At 62.6% G+C, this 18051-nt stretch carries 14 protein-coding genes; 3 read left to right on the plus strand and 11 right to left on the minus strand.

All coding sequences use genetic code 11. From position 1 onward, the window contains the following. Positions 1–34: 34 nt before the first annotated feature. Positions 35–1048, plus strand: coding sequence for a zinc ABC transporter substrate-binding protein ZnuA (gene znuA / locus DEM27_RS09880; RefSeq protein WP_109458044.1), 1014 nt, complete (start codon positions 35–37; stop codon positions 1046–1048). A 107-nt stretch (positions 1049–1155) separates the two neighbouring features. Next, positions 1156–2358: a zinc metallochaperone GTPase ZigA gene (gene zigA / locus DEM27_RS09885; protein ID WP_109458045.1), complete on the plus strand. Its 1203-nt coding sequence runs from the start codon at positions 1156–1158 to the stop codon at positions 2356–2358. 252 nt (positions 2359–2610) lie between these two features. On the opposite strand, the gene DEM27_RS09890 is transcribed toward zigA, so the two are convergent. From DEM27_RS09890 to DEM27_RS09935, 10 genes are all read right to left on the minus strand, one after another. After that, entirely contained in the window at positions 2611–2931 is a 321-nt protein-coding gene (locus tag DEM27_RS09890; protein WP_109458046.1) for an RcnB family protein, read from the minus strand. 125 nt (positions 2932–3056) lie between these two features. Further along, complete coding sequence (locus tag DEM27_RS09895) at positions 3057–4673, minus strand: glycoside hydrolase family 43 protein (protein ID WP_109458047.1); 1617 nt, start codon at positions 4671–4673, stop codon at positions 3057–3059. Between the two features lie 150 nt (positions 4674–4823). After that, positions 4824–5855 carry an L-glyceraldehyde 3-phosphate reductase gene (mgrA, locus tag DEM27_RS09900; protein ID WP_109458048.1) on the minus strand — a complete coding sequence of 344 codons (1032 nt, stop codon included), beginning with the start codon at positions 5853–5855 and terminating at the stop codon, positions 4824–4826. Positions 5856–5923: 68 nt separating this feature from the next. Beyond that, positions 5924–7057 (minus strand): Gfo/Idh/MocA family protein, encoded by a 1134-nt coding sequence (locus DEM27_RS09905; RefSeq protein ID WP_109458049.1) that lies wholly within the window; start codon positions 7055–7057, stop codon positions 5924–5926. A 12-nt stretch (positions 7058–7069) separates the two neighbouring features. Next, entirely contained in the window at positions 7070–7831 is a 762-nt protein-coding gene (locus DEM27_RS09910) for a sugar phosphate isomerase/epimerase family protein (protein ID WP_109458050.1), read from the minus strand. A 126-nt stretch (positions 7832–7957) separates the two neighbouring features. After that, positions 7958–10411: a beta-mannosidase gene (locus DEM27_RS09915; RefSeq protein WP_109458051.1), complete on the minus strand. Its 2454-nt coding sequence runs from the start codon at positions 10409–10411 to the stop codon at positions 7958–7960. 115 nt (positions 10412–10526) lie between these two features. Then, on the minus strand, positions 10527–11615 hold the full coding sequence (locus DEM27_RS09920; protein WP_109458052.1) for an ABC transporter ATP-binding protein: 1089 nt from the start codon (positions 11613–11615) through the stop codon (positions 10527–10529). Positions 11616–11619: 4 nt separating this feature from the next. Next, positions 11620–12468: a carbohydrate ABC transporter permease gene (locus DEM27_RS09925; protein WP_337250470.1), complete on the minus strand. Its 849-nt coding sequence runs from the start codon at positions 12466–12468 to the stop codon at positions 11620–11622. Between the two features lie 85 nt (positions 12469–12553). Continuing rightward, the gene (locus DEM27_RS09930) at positions 12554–13459 is read right to left on the minus strand and encodes a carbohydrate ABC transporter permease (protein WP_109458053.1); all 906 of its coding nucleotides are present in this window, start codon (positions 13457–13459) and stop codon (positions 12554–12556) included. Positions 13460–13653: 194 nt separating this feature from the next. After that, positions 13654–14889 (minus strand): ABC transporter substrate-binding protein, encoded by a 1236-nt coding sequence (locus DEM27_RS09935; protein WP_109458054.1) that lies wholly within the window; start codon positions 14887–14889, stop codon positions 13654–13656. Positions 14890–15335: 446 nt separating this feature from the next. Here DEM27_RS09935 and DEM27_RS09940 point away from each other — a divergent pair, with 446 nt between their 5' ends. After that, a complete protein-coding gene (locus tag DEM27_RS09940) occupies positions 15336–16367 on the plus strand; it encodes a LacI family transcriptional regulator (protein WP_109458055.1) in 1032 nt (343 codons plus the stop codon). A gap of 118 nt (positions 16368–16485) precedes the next feature. Here the strand turns inward: DEM27_RS09940 and gndA are convergent, their stop codons facing one another. After that, a complete protein-coding gene (gene gndA, locus DEM27_RS09945; protein ID WP_109458056.1) occupies positions 16486–17919 on the minus strand; it encodes an NADP-dependent phosphogluconate dehydrogenase in 1434 nt (477 codons plus the stop codon). Between the last annotated feature and the right edge of the window lie 132 nt (positions 17920–18051).

Here is an 18051-nt window from a genome sequence, read left to right on the forward strand (position 1 = left end):
ACATTACATTTGTTATTCAAGTGGAGCAAAACCCATGAAAGTCGCATCCGCCCTCCTGCTCGCCTCTGCCGCCCTCCTGTCTGCCGGCACGGCTCAGGCCCAAGCGCCCCAGGTCATCGTCTCGATCAAGCCGATCCATTCCCTGGTGGCGGCGATCATGAAAGGTGTCGGCGAACCCGGCCTGATCGTCGAGGGCGCCGCCTCGCCGCACACCTACAACATGAAACCCTCGAACGCGCAGAAGCTGCAGGATGCCGATGTGGTCTTCTGGGTCGGCCACGGCCTCGAGGCCTTCCTCGACAAGCCGCTCGACGCGCTCGGCGGCGGTGCGACCGTCGTTGCGCTTGAAGACGCGCCCGGTCTGACCAAGCTGAAATTCCGCGAGGGCGGCGCCTTCGAGGCCCACGACCATGGTGAACATGAGGGCGAAGAAAGCCATGCACACGCAGGCGAGCACGCCCACGAGGACGGACATGCGCACGAGGAAGGCCACGAGGAAGCCGGCGCGCATCATCACGAGGAAGGCGCGTTCGACATGCACCTCTGGCTCGATCCGGTGAATGCCAAGGCCATGGCCGACGAGATCGAGAAGACGCTGGTCAAGGTCGATCCGGCCAATGCCGATACCTATGCCGCCAATGCCAAGGCGCTCGACGAAAAGCTCGATGCCCTGGACAAGGAACTTGCCGACACCGTCGCGCCGGTCAAGGACAAGCCGTTCATCGTCTTCCACGATGCCTATCAATATTTCGAGCATCGTTATCATGTGCGCGTCGCCGGCTCGATCACCGTCAGCCCGGAGAACATGCCGGGCGCCGAGCGCATCTCCGAGATCCACAAGAAGGTCGCCGACCTCGGCGCCACCTGCGTCTTCGCCGAACCGCAGTTCGAGCCGAAGCTGATCAAGGTGGTGACGGAGGGGACCGCGGCCAAATCCGGCACGCTCGACCCCGAAGCCGCAACCCTCACCGAAGGCCCCGACCTCTATTTCGACCTGATGCGCGGCATCGCGACGTCGCTGAAGACCTGCCTGTCCGAAGCCAGTTGAGGGTATTGGCGCAGGAGGGGGATGAGGGCTTTTCAATAAACCAAGGCGGGCACCTGTCCGCCTTTTTCAGGCCATCAAATGTAATAATATAACATAAAGGAACCACGATGGAAAAACTTCCCGTGACCGTGCTTTCCGGCTTCCTCGGCGCCGGCAAGACGACCTTGCTCAACCATGTGCTTGCCAATCGTTCAGGCCTGCGCGTGGCGGTCATCGTCAACGACATGAGCGAGGTCAACATCGACGCGGCGCTTGTGCGCGACGGCGGCGCCAACCTGTCGCGCACCGACGAACAGCTGGTGGAGATGACCAACGGCTGTATCTGCTGTACGCTGCGCGACGACCTGCTGAAGGAGGTTCGTCGCCTCGCGGAAGAAGGGCGCTTCGACTACCTGCTGATCGAATCGACGGGCATCGCCGAACCCCTGCCCGTTGCCGCCACCTTCGACTTTCGCGATGAAGACGGCCTCAGCCTCTCCGACGTGGCGCAGCTCGATACCATGGTGACGGTGGTCGATGCCGCCAACCTGCTGGCCGACTACGCTTCGGCCGATTTTTTGGCCGACCGCGGCGAAACCGCCGGCGACGGCGACAATCGCACCATCGTCGACCTGCTCGTCGAGCAGATCGAATTCGCCGACGTGGTCATCCTCAACAAGATCGGCACGGCCACCGCTGACCAGCGCGACGCGGCGCGAAAAATCATCACCGGCCTCAATCCGGATGCACGGCTGATCGAGGCCGATTTCGGCCAGGTGGATTCGCGGGAGGTGCTCGGCACCGGCCGCTTCGACAGCCTCAAGGCGGAAACCCATCCGCTCTGGTACAAGGAACTGCACGGCTTTCACGACCACGTGCCGGAAACGGAGGAATACGGCATCCGCTCCTTCGTCTACCGAGCGCGAAGACCGTTCGATCCGATGAAATTCCAGAGTTTTCTCGATAGGAGCTGGCCCGGCGTCATCCGGGCGAAAGGCTTCTTCTGGCTCGCCACCCGGCCGCATCATGTCGGTGAGGTCAGCCAGGCGGGCGCGCTGGTGCGCACCGGGCGGATGGGCCTGTGGTGGGCTTCGGTGCCGCAGGAGCAGTGGCCCGACGATCCGGGCTTCTTGCGGGCGATCAGCCCCTATCTCGATCCGGTCTGGGGTGACCGTCGCCAGGAAATCGTCTTCATCGGCGCCGATCTGATGGATGAGCAACGCATCCGCGCCGATCTCGATGCATGTCTGGTCGGGGCGGATCGCTTCGCTCCCGATCTGTGGCGAAACCTGCCCGATCCCTTCGCAAGCTGGACGCGGCGCGCCGCATGAAACCCGCCGCGGAAAAAACCGGCAGCACCTTTTCCTGTCTGCCCGCCGCCGCGCATGACGGCGGGCACGGCGAAGGCTGCGCGTGCGAGAAAAGGCCGCACGCGCAGCCGACCCCACCCGCTTCGCGCAATAATCTTGGTGGAAACCTCCGCCTTCAGACGGACAACGAGCGGCGGTAAAATCCGCGACAACTATTGCTGTTTGCGACAAAAGTTTGAGGGCGGACGGTGCCGCCTTCATGAAAGAAGCATATTACCGCGCGGCGGCGATGCTCAGGATCAGACCGGTGGCGGCGCTGACCAGCAGGAAGTTGTTGTCGATCTTGACCCACTGTTCGCCGCGGCGCGGTTCGCGCAGCTTGTAGCGCCGGAAGTCACGCGAATTGACGACGTGGCGCCGTTCGGCGCGGTTCAGCTTATGGCCCTTGGCCCAACGATTCCGTTCGACGACCTTCTTCTTGGTGATCGTCTTTTCGATCGTCACGTGACGGCCGGGCTTGTGCTGGTCGGCGGAAGCCGCCACGGGCGCTGCCAGGAACGATGCGGCGAGCAGGACGGCAAAGAGCTTTTTCATCGGGGTTCTCCTTTGTTGATGCCCCGAAACTACGCCCCGGAAAATGAACCGTATATGAAGATCGAAATTACAATTTCGTAACGTTTCCCTTTGCTTGCTAGCATATCTTAAAAATTAGATTTCACTCAAATACTAAGGTTATCATAACAAAACCAGTCGAAATCCGCCGCTTTGCCACGCCCCGATGTATCGAAGGCAAACAGGCCGGCGAAGGCGCCGGTGAATGACCCGTGCTCGCCGCGGCCCCCCTCGTCGGAGATGATGCCGGCATCGAGAACCGGGCCGAGCGGCTGCCAGGCGCCCATGCCTTCCACCTGCCAGAAGAACTGCAGATCGTTGCCGCGCACCTCCATGGACAATTGCACGCGACCTTCGGACGGAACCGCCACGCCGCTTCCCGCCGGGAAACTCAGCCGCCCATCAGGATAATCGCCGTTGCAGGAGAGGATCGTGACGCAGCGGCCGAGCTTTTCGTGCAGCGTCATTGCGACGGCATGGAATTTATAGCGATTGTAATAATGCGTCAGGCCGGCGACCTGCTGATAGGTTTCCGGCTGGAACTCTACCACCGTCTCGGCGCGGAAATCATGATGCTCCTGCCGACGGGCGACGAGCGCCTGCTCGAACCACGAGCCGATGCTTTCCCGCCCGAACAGGCGCAGATGGCCGGGTCGCGCCCCCAGGCTGAACAGCCTCTGCCATTCCGGCGTACGCAGCCACTGGAAATCGAGCGGCAAGACGTCACTATCGAAACCGTATTCGCTGCGCCGGGGTTGTAGCAAAGGCTCGACCGTCGTCGGCGCCGGCACTTCGACCGACGGCACCGGTCCGCCCTCGGCAAGATAGAGCCAGCCGTCTTCCTTCCAAACACACTTCTGGATGGCCGTCTCGCGCCCCAGCGTGCAGCGGCGATGCGGTGGCAGTGGTCGCCCGGTCAGATGGGTGTGGTAAGGTGTGCCGTCGGGCGTCTCGACATACTGGCCGTGTCCGGCCCGCTGCAGCGGCGAATCGGGGTGGTCCTTGGCGGTGATCAGATAGCGGTCTGGATGCAGGTCGTAGGGGCCGGCGATATCGCGCGACCGGGCCATGGTCACTGCGTGGTCGTAGCCGGTGCCGCCCTCGGCAGTCGTCAGGTAGTACCAGCCGTTCTTGCGAAAAAGATGCGGTGCCTCGACAAGGCCGAGCGCGGTGCCCGGGAAGATGTTGGTGATCGGGCGTTTCAGCGCCTGGGTTGCTGCATCCCACTCCTGCAGCAGGATGCCGTCGAAGGCGGTATGGGCCGCACCGCTGTGCACCTCGTCGCGGTGGTTCCACTGTATGTTGACGAACCACTTCCGGCCGTCCTCGTCGTGAAACAGCGACGGATCGAAACCCGACGAATTGACATAGACCGGATCGGACCATTCGCCCAAGACGGTCGGCGCGGTGACGATGTAGTTATGCGCGTCCTTGAAGCTGCCGTCGAAACGCTTGACGTCGGTATAGACAAGCCAGAACTGGCCGTCGGCATAAGACAGGCACGGCGCCCAGACGCCGCAGCTGTCCGGATTGCCGCGCATGTCGAGCTGCGCCTTGCGCTCCAGTGGCCGGCGCACCAGCGTCCAGTTGACGAGATCGCGGGAGTGGTGGATCTGCACGCCGGGATACCACTCGAAGGTCGAGGTGGCGATGTAATAATCCTCGCCGACGCGGCAGATCGACGGGTCCGGATTGAAGCCCGGCAGGACGGGGTTGCGGATCATGGTTTCCTCCCAGATGTATCTTTGCCGGTTTCGGCGTGGGGCGGCTCCTCACCCCAGCTCTTTCCCCGCAGGCAGCATGGCTATCGCATATGAATGAGAGGGTGCCACCTGCCCCTTCTCCCCGCTGGGGAGAAGGGGAAAAAGGCGACATCACTCCAGCTCGGCCGACTTGGTCCAGAGGTTGATGTCGGCCTCGCGGGCGTAGAGATCGATTTCCTGCAGCTCCTCGGCGGTGAATTCGGCATTGTCGAGCGCCTTGACGCAATCGACGATCTGCGAGGCGCGGCTGGCGCCGATCAGGGCGGAGGTGACGCGGCCGCCGCGCAGAACCCAGGCGATGGCCAGCTGCGCCAGCGTCTGGCCGCGGCGTTCGGCGATGTCGTTGAGCTTGCGGATATTGTCTATGATCGACGGGCGGATGAAATCGCGCTTGAGGAAATGGTTCTGGGCCGCCCGGCTGTCATCCGGGATGCCACCGAGATATTTCGTCGTCAGCATGCCCTGCGCCAGCGGCGAGAAGACGATAGAGCCCATGCCGACCTCGTCCAGCGTGTCGAGCAGTTTGTCGTCCTCGACCCAGCGGTTGAGCATGGAATAGCTCGGCTGGTGGATGAGGCAGGGCGTGCCGAGATCCTTCAGGATCGCCGCCGCCTCGCGGGTGCGCTGCGAGTTATAGGAGGAGATGCCGACATACATCGCCCGGCCGGAGCGGACGATATGATCGAGTGCCCCGCAGGTTTCCTCCAGCGGCGTATCCGGGTCGAAGCGGTGCGAATAGAAGATGTCGACGTAATCCAGCCCCAGCCGCTTCAGGCTCTGGTCACAGGAGGCGATCAGGTATTTGCGGCTGCCCCATTCGCCGTAGGGACCCGGCCACATGTCGTAACCGGCCTTGGACGAGATGATCAGCTCGTCGCGCAGGCCGGAAAACTCCGTGCGCAGGATGTCGCCGAAGGCGGTTTCGGCACTGCCGGGCGGCGGGCCGTAATTGTTGGCAAGGTCGAAATGGGTGATGCCGAGATCGAAAGCGGTGCGGCACATGTCGAGCTTGCGCTCGTGCGGCGTGTCTTCGCCGAAATTGTGCCAGAGCCCCAGAGAGATCGCCGGCAGCTTCAGCCCCGACCGGCCGGTGCGATTGTATTTCATCTTCGAATAGCGGTCCGTCGCCGGTGTCCAGGCCATGATATAATTCCTTTGAGAAAAAGCGCGCGGGCCAAAAAAGCCCGCGCGGACAATAGACCCTCAATCGATTACCGCAAGAGCGCCTTCGCCTCTTCGATGCCGAGGGCGGCCGGCTGGGTGCAGGTCGTGCTCAGATCGATGAAGCGGCGCTCCTCGCCGGACTTGAGGATCGAGGTCATCACGTCGACGCCGTGCAGCGTGCGCTCCAGCGAGCAACGCGCGTCGCGCCCGTCGATCAGCGCCATGGCCATGTCGGCAAGGCCGGCGGTGCGGTAGTTGGCCATCATGCCCTGCGGATGCTGCTGGTTCTCCACCGAGAAGGGATGCGCCCAGGCCTCCAGCGTCCTGATCTCCTTGTCACGGCCGCTGACCTCGACAGTGCCGCCGAAAAAGTTCGGATCGGGAACGTAGAGCGAGCCTTCCGTGCCGTAGAGCTCCATGTTCGCATGGCGGTGCGACCAGACGTCCCAGCTTGCCGACAGCGTCACCGTCGCACCGCTGACGAATTCCAGCAGCGCCTGGATCGTCGTCGGCGTCTTGACCTCGATGATCTCGCCGGTGCGCGGCTTGCTGGTGATGGTGCGGGTTGTGTTGGCCATCGAGGTCATGGCGCCGACCCGCTTCACCGGACCGATGAGGTTGATGAGGTTGGCGATGTAATAAGGCCCCATGTCGAGGATCGGACCACCGCCGGGCAGGAAGAAGAAGTCCGGGTTGGGATGCCAGCTTTCCATGCCCGGTCCCATGACGTAGCAGGCGCCGGAGGTGATGCGGCCGATGCCGCCCTCATCGACATATTTGCGGGCAAGCTGATGCGCCCCGCCAAGGAAGGTGTCTGGCGCGCAGCCGACCGAGAGGTTTTTCTCGCGGGCAATGCGATGCAGCTCCTCGCCCTGCTCCAGCGTCAGCACCAGCGGCTTTTCGGAATAGACGTGCTTGCCGGCTTCGAGAATGCTCTTCGAAACGGAATAATGCGCATCCGGGATCGTCAGGTTGACGACGAGATCGATCTCGTCATTGGCGAGAAGCTCATCGATCGTCTGGGCCTTGACGTTGAACTCTTCGGCGCGCGCCTGGGCCGCATTGACGTTGAGGTCGGCGCAGGCGCGCACCTCGATCCCCTTGAAGAGCGGCGCGAGCGAAAAATAGGTGGTGGAAATATTGCCGCATCCGATGATGCCGACGCCAAGTTCTTTTGCCATGGGAAAGTCCGTTCAGTAGGTCTTGAAGGAGGCGATCGAGCGACTGGCAAGCCGGTCGAGATCGCTCGGATTGTCATGCTCGACGATGAAGTGGCGGGTCGGGGTGTTGCGCAGCAGCGGCACCAGTCTGTCCCAGGCAACCGTGCCGTGGCCGACGTCGGCCCAGCCGTCCTCGTCGGCATTCTCGCCGGCCGGCGCGATATCCTTGACGTGCACCGAGGTGATGCGCGGGCCGTATTTCTCGATCCACATGAGCGGGTCGGCGCCGCCGCGGATCACCCAGGCGATATCCGCTTCCCAGCTCAGCCGCGGCCCGCCGGCCAGGATCTGGTCCATCGGCATCGAGCCGTCTTCCAGCGCGAAGAACTCGAAATCGTGATTGTGCCAGCCGAAATCGAAGCCGGCATCGAGGAACGGCTGGCCGGCCTTCTGCAGGCGTGCGCCAAAATCGAACCAGCCCTGGATGCCGGACGGACGAAGCTCGGGCACGATATAGGGGCAATAGACGGATTCCATGCCGAGCGTCCGGGCGATGGACACTGCCTTCTGCGGGTCCTGTTCGAGCAGGTCGAGGCCGAAATGGCCGGTGGGCATGGTCAGGCCGTTGCGGTCGAGATCGGCCTTGAGCGCATCCAGCGCGGTCTGGTCGAGATCGCTGTAAATACCGCCGAAACCTTCGACTTCGGTGTAGCCGGCCCTGGCAAGCGTCGCGAACACGTCGGAAAGCGGCGGATAGTTGCGGGCGCTGTAGAGCTGGAAGCTGAGCTTGGTCATATCGGGTCTCCTCCTGTTGGCCCTTCGGCCTGTTTGTGACGCGGCGCTTGGGAGGCGCCTTGCCTTGTCAATGATGCCGGAACCCTCTCCGGCCGGGCCGCACCGAAGAGTGCGGCGTCAGGATTTCTATGCCTGGCAAGAATGCAGGTCGTAGGCGCGGAACTGCGGCACCTCGCCGTCGGCCAATGGGGTGGCAAGCGTGAAAACGATCCGTCTGACTTCGCCGGCGGCAAGATCGAAGGCGTTGTCGGAATAGCGGCCGGGCGTCTCGCTTTCGAGCATGACGAAGAGGGCGAGGCCGGCCGCCTTGACGGTGATTTCCACCGTGCCGTCGGCAAGCGGTTCGGCGGCAAGCGTCAGGCCGGACGGTTCGAGGTCGAGCGCCTTGTAGGTGCCGCCGACGTGGTGCCCCTCGCCGCTCATGCCGTTCGAGGCGACAAAGCTCCAGGCCAGCAGCGACTGCGGTGGAATGTCCGCTCCATCGATACTGGCAAAGGTCGTGGCGCGATCCGGGCTGCCGACGCCGCTTGCCGTCCGCAGCGGCGTGCGTTCACCCGACAGGCTGAGCAGGAAGAAATTCACGTCGACATCGACCGGGTCGGCCGTATCGTTGACGATCGAAAAGCGGACGAGATTGCGCTTGGCATCCGGGATGGCAACGACCGAAACCGGCTGGAAGAAACGGCGCGCGATATAATGCAAAACCTTCCAGCTGCCGCCGTAATCGAGGCTGGCCCAGGAGGCGACGGGCCAGGTGTCGTTGAGCTGCCAGTAGAGCGTGCCCATGCAATGCGGCTTCAGCGACCGCCAGAAATCCACCGCCGTCTTGATCGCGAGCGCCTGTTGTACCTGGCTCAGATAGACGAAATTGGCAAAATTCGTCGGAAAGCGGAAATAGCGGAACATGGTGCCGGCGATGCGCTCGTTGCCGCCGGCATTCTTCTGGTGAAGCTCGATCACCGGTGAGGCGATGTTCATGTCCTTTTCGGCCGCAAAACCACGGATGACGGGCAGCGAGGTGTAGGACTGGAAACCGAACTCCGAGCAGAAGCGCGGCCGCACGCTGCGATAATCGTCGAAGGACTTGTTCTCGTGCCAGACGGACCAGTAATGCATGTCGCCGGAGCCGTCCGCATGCCAGGCATCGCCGTAGTCGAGATAACCGGACGCCGGGCTCGACGGCCACCACAGCGCATCCGGCGCCGCGTTCTTCATCCGCTGCTCGACCAGGCGGTTGAGCCGGTCGTAGGCGACGAGATAACGGTCGCGATTGTTGCGCGACACGTCGAACCAGGTGAGCGCGCCGACAAGCTCGTTGTCGCCGCACCACAGCACGATCGATGGATGGCTGGACAGGCGGTTGACCTGGTAATCGACTTCGGCCGCGACATTCTCCAGGAACGCGTCGGTGCAGGGATAGAGGTTGCAGGCGAACATGAAATCCTGCCAGACCAACAGGCCCAGCCGGTCGCAGATGTCGTAGAACCAGTCGTGTTCGTAAAAACCGCCGCCCCAGACACGGATCATGTTCATGTTGGCATCGGCAGCGGCCTTCAGCAGCGCCTCAGTCTTCTCCGGACTGGTGCGCGAAAACAGCGCGTCGGCCGGGATCCAGTTGGCGCCGCGGCAGAAGATCTCGTGGCCGTTGATGCGGAAGGCGAAACGGCTGCCGGCATCATCCGGCGTGGTCAGAAGCTCGACGATGCGCAGGCCTATCTGCCGGCTGACCCGTTCGGCGGAGGTTTCGACGTCCAGCGTATAGAGCGCCTGATCGCCGCTGCCCGCCGGCCACCAGAGACGCGGATTGGCCACATGGAAGACGTGATGGATGACCGTCTCGCCGGCACGCACGCCGCAATCGAGCCGCACCCGCTCGCCGTCGAAGCTGAAATGGACGGGAAGAACGCCCGGCTCCTCGGCATGCAGCACGAGCTTGACATGCAGGTCGACGCCGCCGCCCTCCTGGTGAATCTGGCGGGTGACGACATGTTCGATGCGCGCCGTTTCCAGCCGCTTCAGCGCGATCGTGCCGTAAAGACCGAGCGGGGCGATGGCGATGTTCCAGTCCCAGCCGAAATGGCATTGCGGCTTGCGCAACATGTTGCCGTTGGCGATCGGCGAATTGCCGGGGTGATAAGGCACATAGAAGGGTTGCTGCGCCTGCAGCTCGACGCCGGCGGCAATCGCGGAATGGATGGTGATGCGGATGGTGTTTTCACCTGACCGCAACGCCTTGGAGACGTCCGGGCGCCAGCGGCGGAAACAATTGTCCGCCTCAAGCACGACCTTGTCGTTGACCTCGACGGTGGCGATCGTGTCGAGATAGTCGATGTCGAGATACCAGCGGCCGGAAACCTCTTCCAGCGAGAAGCGCCGCTCGATGACCCAGTCCTTGTGTGCGACCCACTGCACCTCCACCTCGTTGCGGCCGGCATAGGGATCCGGGATGCGGCCCGCGGACAGCAGCGCGCTGTGGACGTCGCCCGGCACCGGCATCGACAGGCTATGGCTGCCGTCGGTGCTGGCAAGCTGCCAGGAGCCGGCGAGGTCTAGAGTGGATGGGTCGGCCTGCTGCGTCATGTGGGCGGTCTCGAATGGTATGTTTCTTGGGGTAAACGTCAGCGTGGGAGGGAGGCTGGCCCCTCTCTCCGCCTGCGGGGACAGGGTCAAGGTGAGGGGCAAGCCCGCAAATCTCTCAAATCCGCAACTCCGTCCCCGCATCGAAGAGCGAGGCCAGCGACATGTCGAAGCCGAGCTTCACCGGCGTCCCCGGACGAAAACGGCGCGAACCGTTGATGCGCACCGAAATCGTCTGGCCGGCAAGTTTGAGCCAGAGCAGGTTGTCCGCCCCCATCGGTTCCTCGATATCGACCGTCGCCTCGTAGATATCGATCGTGCCTTCGTTGACCTTGATGTGCTCGGGGCGAACGCCCAGAACCACTTTGCGGCCGGGCGTCAGGCTTTCGCCGGCACCGTAGCCGTCGAGCGGAAAGGTCACGCCGTTGAGCACGAAAGCCGGCTTGCCACCGACCTCCACCAGCTCCCCGCGCAAAAAATTCATCGAGGGGGAGCCGATGAAGCCGGCGACGAAGAGGTTGCGCGGGGCGTTGTAGATCGTCGTCGGATCGTCGAGCTGCTGGATGATGCCGCTCTTCATGATGGCGATGCGGTCGGCCAGCGTCATGGCCTCGATCTGGTCGTGGGTAACGTAGATCATGGTGTTCTTCAGCGACTGGTGCAGCCGCTTGATCTCGACGCGCAGTTCCGAGCGCAGCTTGGCGTCGAGGTTCGACAAAGGTTCGTCGAACAGGAAGACGTCGACGTCGCGGACCAGCGCCCGGCCGATGGCGACGCGCTGGCGTTGGCCGCCGGACAGCTCCGCCGGCTTGCGTTTCAGCAGTGGCTGGATCTGCAGGATCTCGGCGGCGCGGGCGACACGCTTGTCGATCTCCGCCTGCGGCACCTTGGCGACCTTGAGGCCAAAGGACAGGTTCTTCTCCACCGACATCTGCGGATAAAGCGCGTAGGACTGGAAGACCATGCCGATACCGCGATCCTTCGGTTCCTCCCAGGTGACGTTCTTGCCCTTGATGAAGATCTGCCCCTCGCTGATATCCAGCAGGCCGGCGATGCAGTTGAGCAGGGTCGACTTGCCGCAGCCGGACGAACCGAGCAGCACCAGGAACTCGCCGTCCTTGATGTCGAGGTTAAGGGTCTGCAGCACGTTGACCGAGCCGAAGTTCAAAGACAGGTCTTTGATGGAAACGCTGTTGTTGTCGGTCATGAGATCAACCCTTCACTGCGCCGGCGGCGATGCCGCGAACGAACAGCCGTCCGGAGACGAAATAGACGATGAGAGGCACGGCGCCGGTGAGGATGGTGGCCGCCATGTTGACGTTGTATTCCTTCACGCCCTGCACCGAATTGACGATATTGTTGAGCTGCACGGTCATCGGGTAATATTCCGGCCGGGTGAAGACGACGCCGAACAGAAAGTCGTTCCAGATGCCGGTAATCTGCAGGATCATGGCGACGACGAAGATCGGCAGCGCCATAGGCAGCATGATCTTGAAATAGATCGCCCAGAACCCCGCCCCGTCGATGCGCGCCGCCTTGAACAGTTCCTCCGGCAGGCCGGCGAAATAGTTGCGGAAGAGCAGCGTCAAGATCGGCATGCCGAAGATGGTATGGACGATGACCAGGCCGGTCAGCGTGCCGTAGATGCCCAGTTCGCGCAGCACGATGACGATCGGATAGATCATCACCTGGTAGGGAATGAAGGCGCCGACGATCAGGATGGTGAAGAACACGTCCGCACCCTTGAAGCGCCAGTTGGCAAGCGCGTAGCCGTTCACCGAGGCGACGGCGATGGAGATGATCGTCGAGGGAATGGTGATCCGGACGGAATTCCAGAAGCCGCGCGAAAGCCCGTCGCAATTCAGGCCCGTGCATGCCTGTGCCCAGGCCTTGACCCAGGGCTCGAAGGTGATCTCCACCGGCGGCGAGAAGATGTTGCCGAGACGGATCTCTGGCATGCCCTTCAGCGAGGTGACGACCATGACATAGAGCGGCAGCACATAGTAGACGGCGGCCACGAACAGCGTGCCGTAGACGATGATGTTGCGCGACGACAGCATCCGGCGCGGCTTGCGACCGGAAGGGCCGGCAAGTGTCTGGCTGCCTGATCGCGCGGCGGCGGAAACGGTTTTCGATATAGCCGGGTCAAGCACGCTTGCGCCCTCCTCCGAACTCGAGATAGGCCCAGGGAACGATGATGATGGCGACGGTGATCAGCATCATGGTCGATGCCGCAAAACCCTGCCCCAGGTTCTGGGCGTGGAACATGTAGTCATAGACATATTTCGCCGGAACCTCCGAGGAGATGCCGGGTCCGCCGCTGGTCTGCGCCACGATGAGGTCGTAGACGCGGACGATGCCGCTGGCGATGATCACCAGCGTGGTGACGAAGACGCCTCGCATCATCGGGATGATGACGAAGACATAGGTCTTCCACACCGGGATGCCGTCCACCCGCGCCGCCTTCCAGATATCCTCGTCGATGCCGCGCAGGCCGGCGAGCATCAGGCACATGACGAGTCCGGTGCCCTGCCACAGCGCGGCGATCAGGATGCCGTAGATGACGATGCTGGGCGTGTAGAGCGGGTCGAAAGTGAAGCTCGTCCATCCGAGCGCCCGCACCACCGACTGGATGCCGAATTCCGGATTGAGGATCCACTGCCATACGAGACCGGTAACGATGAAGGAGAGCGCGAAGGGATAGAGGAAGATGGTGCGGAACGTGTTCTCGAAGCGGATCTTCTGGTCCATCATCACGGCGAGGACGAAACCGATGACCAGGCTGAACACCAGCGAGAATACGCCGTAGATCGCCAGGTTCTGGATCGACATCAGCCAGCGCGGCGCCGACCAGAGCCGTTCGTACTGGTCGAGACCGACGAAGGACAGGCGCGGCAGCAGCTTGGAATTGGTGAAGGAATAGACGACCGTCCAGATCGTCCCGCCGAGAAAGATCACCACGGCGGTGAGGATCATCGGCACGGAAGCAATTTTGGCTGGCAGATTGCGGAAATATTGGTTTGGCCGGCCGGCTCTCGCTGGACCCGTCATAAAATTTTCCTCCAGGTTCGCGGTCGACGCGTGCCGTTCCGCCAGGCCAGAAGGCTCGTCCGCCGGTCAAATGCGGCAGCGGACGGCATCCGGCAGGCGCCCTCTCAGCAAAAAGGAAGGCGCACGGAACGGGGATCGGCCCCTCGGGACCGGAAAGGACGGCTGCGCCGAACGCAGCCGTCCGCGGGCAACGATCAGTCCGCCGAAGCGATGATGTCGACGAAGCGCTTCTGCGCATCCTCAGGCGTCATCGACGGATTGGCGAAGAATTCGGAGAACAGGTCCTCCTTCTGCTTCTGGCTGTCGGCCGAAAGCAACTGGTCGGTCCACTGCACCACCTCACCCTTGGCAAGGATGTCGAGGCCCTTCTTCATGCAGTCGTTGGCGGTGTTGAGGTCGACGTCGCCACGCACCGGCAGCGAGCCCTTCTTGAGGTTGAAGGCGACCTGCGTGGCGGGGTTGAGCAGCGTCGAAGCCAGCACGGCCTGCGCCTTGGACTTTTCTTCGTCCTTCAGCAGCGGGAAGTAGAAGGCGTCACCGCCGGTGGCGATCACTTCCGTGACGCCGAGGCCCGGAAGGCAGGTATAATCTTCACCGGCCTTCTTGCCGGCGATCTGGAATTCGCCCTGCGCCCAGTCACCCATGATCTGGCCGCCGGCCTTGCCGGTGATGACCATGTTGGTCGCCTGGTTCCAGTCCTGGACGTTGGTGCCCTTCGACATGCGGCGGGCATCGTCGGCCGCCTTGAAGACCTTGGCGATCTCGGGGCCGGCCGCTGCGGCCTCATCCTTGTCGCCGAATACCTTGAGGAAGGTATCCTTGCCGCCGATCGCCAGCATCAGGACGTCGAAGGCGCCCGATGCCTGCCACGGCTGGCCGCCGACGGCGAGCGGCACGATGCCGGCTTTTTCGAGCGCCGGTGCAGCGGCAACGAACTCGTCCCAGTTCTTCGGCACGTCGACGCCGGCCGTCTTGAACGCGGCGTTGGAAAGCCACAGCCACTGCCAGGAGTGGATGTTGACCGGGGCGCAATAGATCTTGCCGTCGATGGTGCAGCTGTCGAGCAGGCTCGACGGACGGACGATCTCCTTCCAGTTCTCCGCCGTCGCGACATCGGTCAGGTCGCGCATCAGGCCGGCCTGGACAAGCTCTTCCGCCTGGCGGCCGTGGTTGAACTGGGTGGCGCCCATCGGGTCGCCGCCGGTGATGCGGCTGATCATGATCGGACGCGCGGTGCCACCGGAACCGGCAATGGCGCCGTCGACCCACTTGTTGCCGGTCGCATCGAACGCCTTGGCCAGCTCGGCCACGGCTGCCGCCTCGCCGCCGGACGTCCACCAATGGGTGACCTCGAGATCGGTCGCAGCGGCGGAACCGGCTGCCAGGGCGACGGACGCTGCCAGCGCAGCTGCAGTCAAACGAATGTTCATGAGTTTTCCTCCCTCACTGAAACGTTGCCGTAAAAACTTAGATCAATCGATTTAATGACGCAACAGGGACGCACGCTTAATTTTTTCCGCAACGAACAACTCTACCTAAAGTTTAAAATGAGAACGTTATCGTCGCGCCGCCTCGCGACAGCGAAATCGCCGATACTGCGCTGCAAAGGCGATTTATATCGTTGTATTCAGATACTTTTCTCATTTTCATCGCCAATTGCGCGACCTGCGGCGTTCGCAAGCGCAAAAATGTGTGAATGAAAGGCCGAAGGACAATTCCCAGATGTAATCACGACTACCAGCGGAAAAACCGCTCGACAAAACGACTGTATCGTTACAGATTTTTCGATCGAGGGAGGACCGTTGCTTATGAGGCTGCGCTTGCGGCACTGCGAAAGCCAAGATAAGGAACGGAGGACGAAGGATGGCAGTGCGGGATGGACAGCAGGGATAAACTCGACGCAAAGACGGGATCGGCGCCGGAACGCCCGACATTGAAGACGATTGCCTTCATGACGGGTCTGGGCGTGACGACCGTTTCCCGCGCCCTCAAGGATGCGCCCGACATCGGCTCGGAGACCAAGGAGCGGGTGCGCATGGTCGCCCGCCAGCTCGGTTACCAGCCGAATCGCGCCGGCGTGCGCCTGCGGACCGGCAAGACCAACGTCATCGCGCTGGTGCTGAGCATCGACGAGGAGATCATGGGCTTCACCAGCCAGATGGTCTTCGGCATTTCCGAAGTGCTCAACAACACCCAGTATCACCTGGTGGTGACGCCGCATTCGCACAGTCGCGACCCGATGGCGCCGGTGCGCTACATCCTCGACACCGGATCGGCCGATGGCGTGATCATCTCGCGCATCGAGCCGGACGATGCCCGTGTCCGGCTGATGTCGGAGCGCAACATGCCGTTTGCAACGCATGGCCGCACCGATATGGGCCTCGCCCATCCGTTCCACGATTTCGACAACGAGGCATTCGGACACCAGGCCATCAAGAGCCTCGTGGCGCGCGGGCGCCGGCGCATCGCGCTGCTGCAGCCGCCGAGCAAGCTGTCCTTCTACACCCACACGCGCATCGGTTTCCAGACGGGGCTGCACGACTACGGCGCCGAGGAGGTGCCGCTGCGCGTCACCATCGACACGCCGCTGCCGGAAATCCGCGACGCCATCGAGGCGCTGATGCGCTCACCCAATGCACCCGACGGCATTGTCTGCTCGGCCGGCAGCGGCGCCATCGCCGTCAATGCCGGCATCGAGGCGGCCGGCAAGCGGCTGGGCCAGGACGTCGACATGGTCGCCAAACAATCCTCCAACATCCTCAACTGGATCCGCCCCGAGATCATCACCATCTACGAGGACGTGCGCCTGGCCGGACGGGAACTCGCCAAGGCGGTGATCGCCCGCATCGATGGCGTGCCGGCGGAAGACCTGCAGAGCATCAGCGCCCCGGCCTGGCCGCAGAACTGAAAAAGCCCGCCGGTAACCGACGGGCTTGGATAGACAATAAAGTCAGGAAACCCTCCTTTGTCACCCTTGGGTTTGTCCCGAGGGAGAAGGAAACGTCCATACCTTCCTTGCTCCGGCCTCAGGCCGCACTCGCGCCGCTGCCCCAGGGGCCGTGATGCGAATCGGCGCCGTCGAGGCGGTCGAAGCCGTGTGCACCGAAGAAGTCGCGCTGTGCCTGAATGAGGTTCGCGGTACCGCGGCCACGGCGATAGGCGTCGAAATAGCCGAGCGCCGAAGCCAGTGCCGGAACCGGAAGGCCGCCGAGAGCGGCGTAGGAGACGACGCGACGCAGGGCGGCATCCGTATCCTTCACCATGCCGGCAAAGGCCGGCGTGACGATCAGGTTGGCAACATGCGGATCCTTGGTGAAGGCCGAGGTGATCTCGTCGAGGAACTGCGAGCGGATGATGCAGCCGGCCCGCCAGATCTTGGCGATGGTCGGCATCGGCAGGTTCCAGCCGAACTCTTTCGACGCGGCCGCCATGACGGCAAAACCCTGCGCATAAGCACCGATCTTGGCGGCGAGCAGCGCGTTTTCGAGATCGGCGATGAAGGCCTTGCGGTCGGATACCGCCGCCGGCGTCACCGACGGCAGGCCGAGAATGCCTTCGGCGGCCTGGCGCTCACCGCGCTGCGACGAAAGGATACGGGCGGCAACGGCGGCTTCGATGGCCGTGGCCGCCACGCCCATGTTCTGCGCCTCGATGACCGACCATTTGCCGGTGCCTTTCTGACCCGCCTGGTCGAGGATCATGTCGACCATCGGACCGCCGGCGATCGGATCGGTGGCGCGCAGCACCTTCTCGGTGATCTCGATCAGGTAGGATTCGAGGCGGCCCTTGTTCCATTCGCCAAATACGTCGGCGATCTCGACGGCGCTCATCTTCAGGCCGTCGCGCAGGATGCCGTAGATTTCGGCGATCATCTGCATGTCGGCATATTCGATGCCGTTGTGGATGGTCTTGACGAAATGGCCGGCGCCGTTCTCGCCCAGCCAATCGACGCAGGGCTCGTTATTGTATTTTGCCGCGATCGAGGTCAGCACCTTCTCGACACGCTTCCAGGACTCCTCCGTGCCGCCGACCATGATCGACGGGCCGTGACGGGCGCCCTCCTCGCCGCCGGACACACCCATGCCGATGAAGGTCAGGCCGCTGTCCTTGAGGTTGTCGAAGCGCCGCATCGTGTCGCGGAAATTGGCGTTGCCGGCATCGATCATGATGTCGCCCTTGGACAGATAGGGCTTCAGAAGCTCCATCTGCTGGTCGACGGCGTCGCCGGCCTTGATCATGATGATGATCGGCCGCGGCGGGCGGATGGCGGCGACGAATTCCTCGATCGTCTTGCACGGCACGATCTGGCCGCGCAAATCGCCGGCGGCGGCTACGAATTCATCCGTTTTGTCCGGAGTGCGGTTGAAAACGGCAATCTTATTGCCTTTTTCCGCAATGTTCAGTGCCAAGTTCGAGCCCATCACACCGAGCCCGATCAGTCCGATTTCTGCCTGTTCCACGCAAAAGCCTCCAGTTGAATCCTTGGCATTTCATGCTGGCTGTTTTGGCACTCAAAACGGCAAACGGCAAGGCAGATTGGCTTCAAACGATTAAATTTCACATGTCGCACTCTGGCCAGTCCCGGCACCGGG

The organism is Rhizobium album, from assembly GCF_003122325.1.
GTDB lineage: Bacteria > Pseudomonadota > Alphaproteobacteria > Rhizobiales > Rhizobiaceae > Metarhizobium > Metarhizobium album.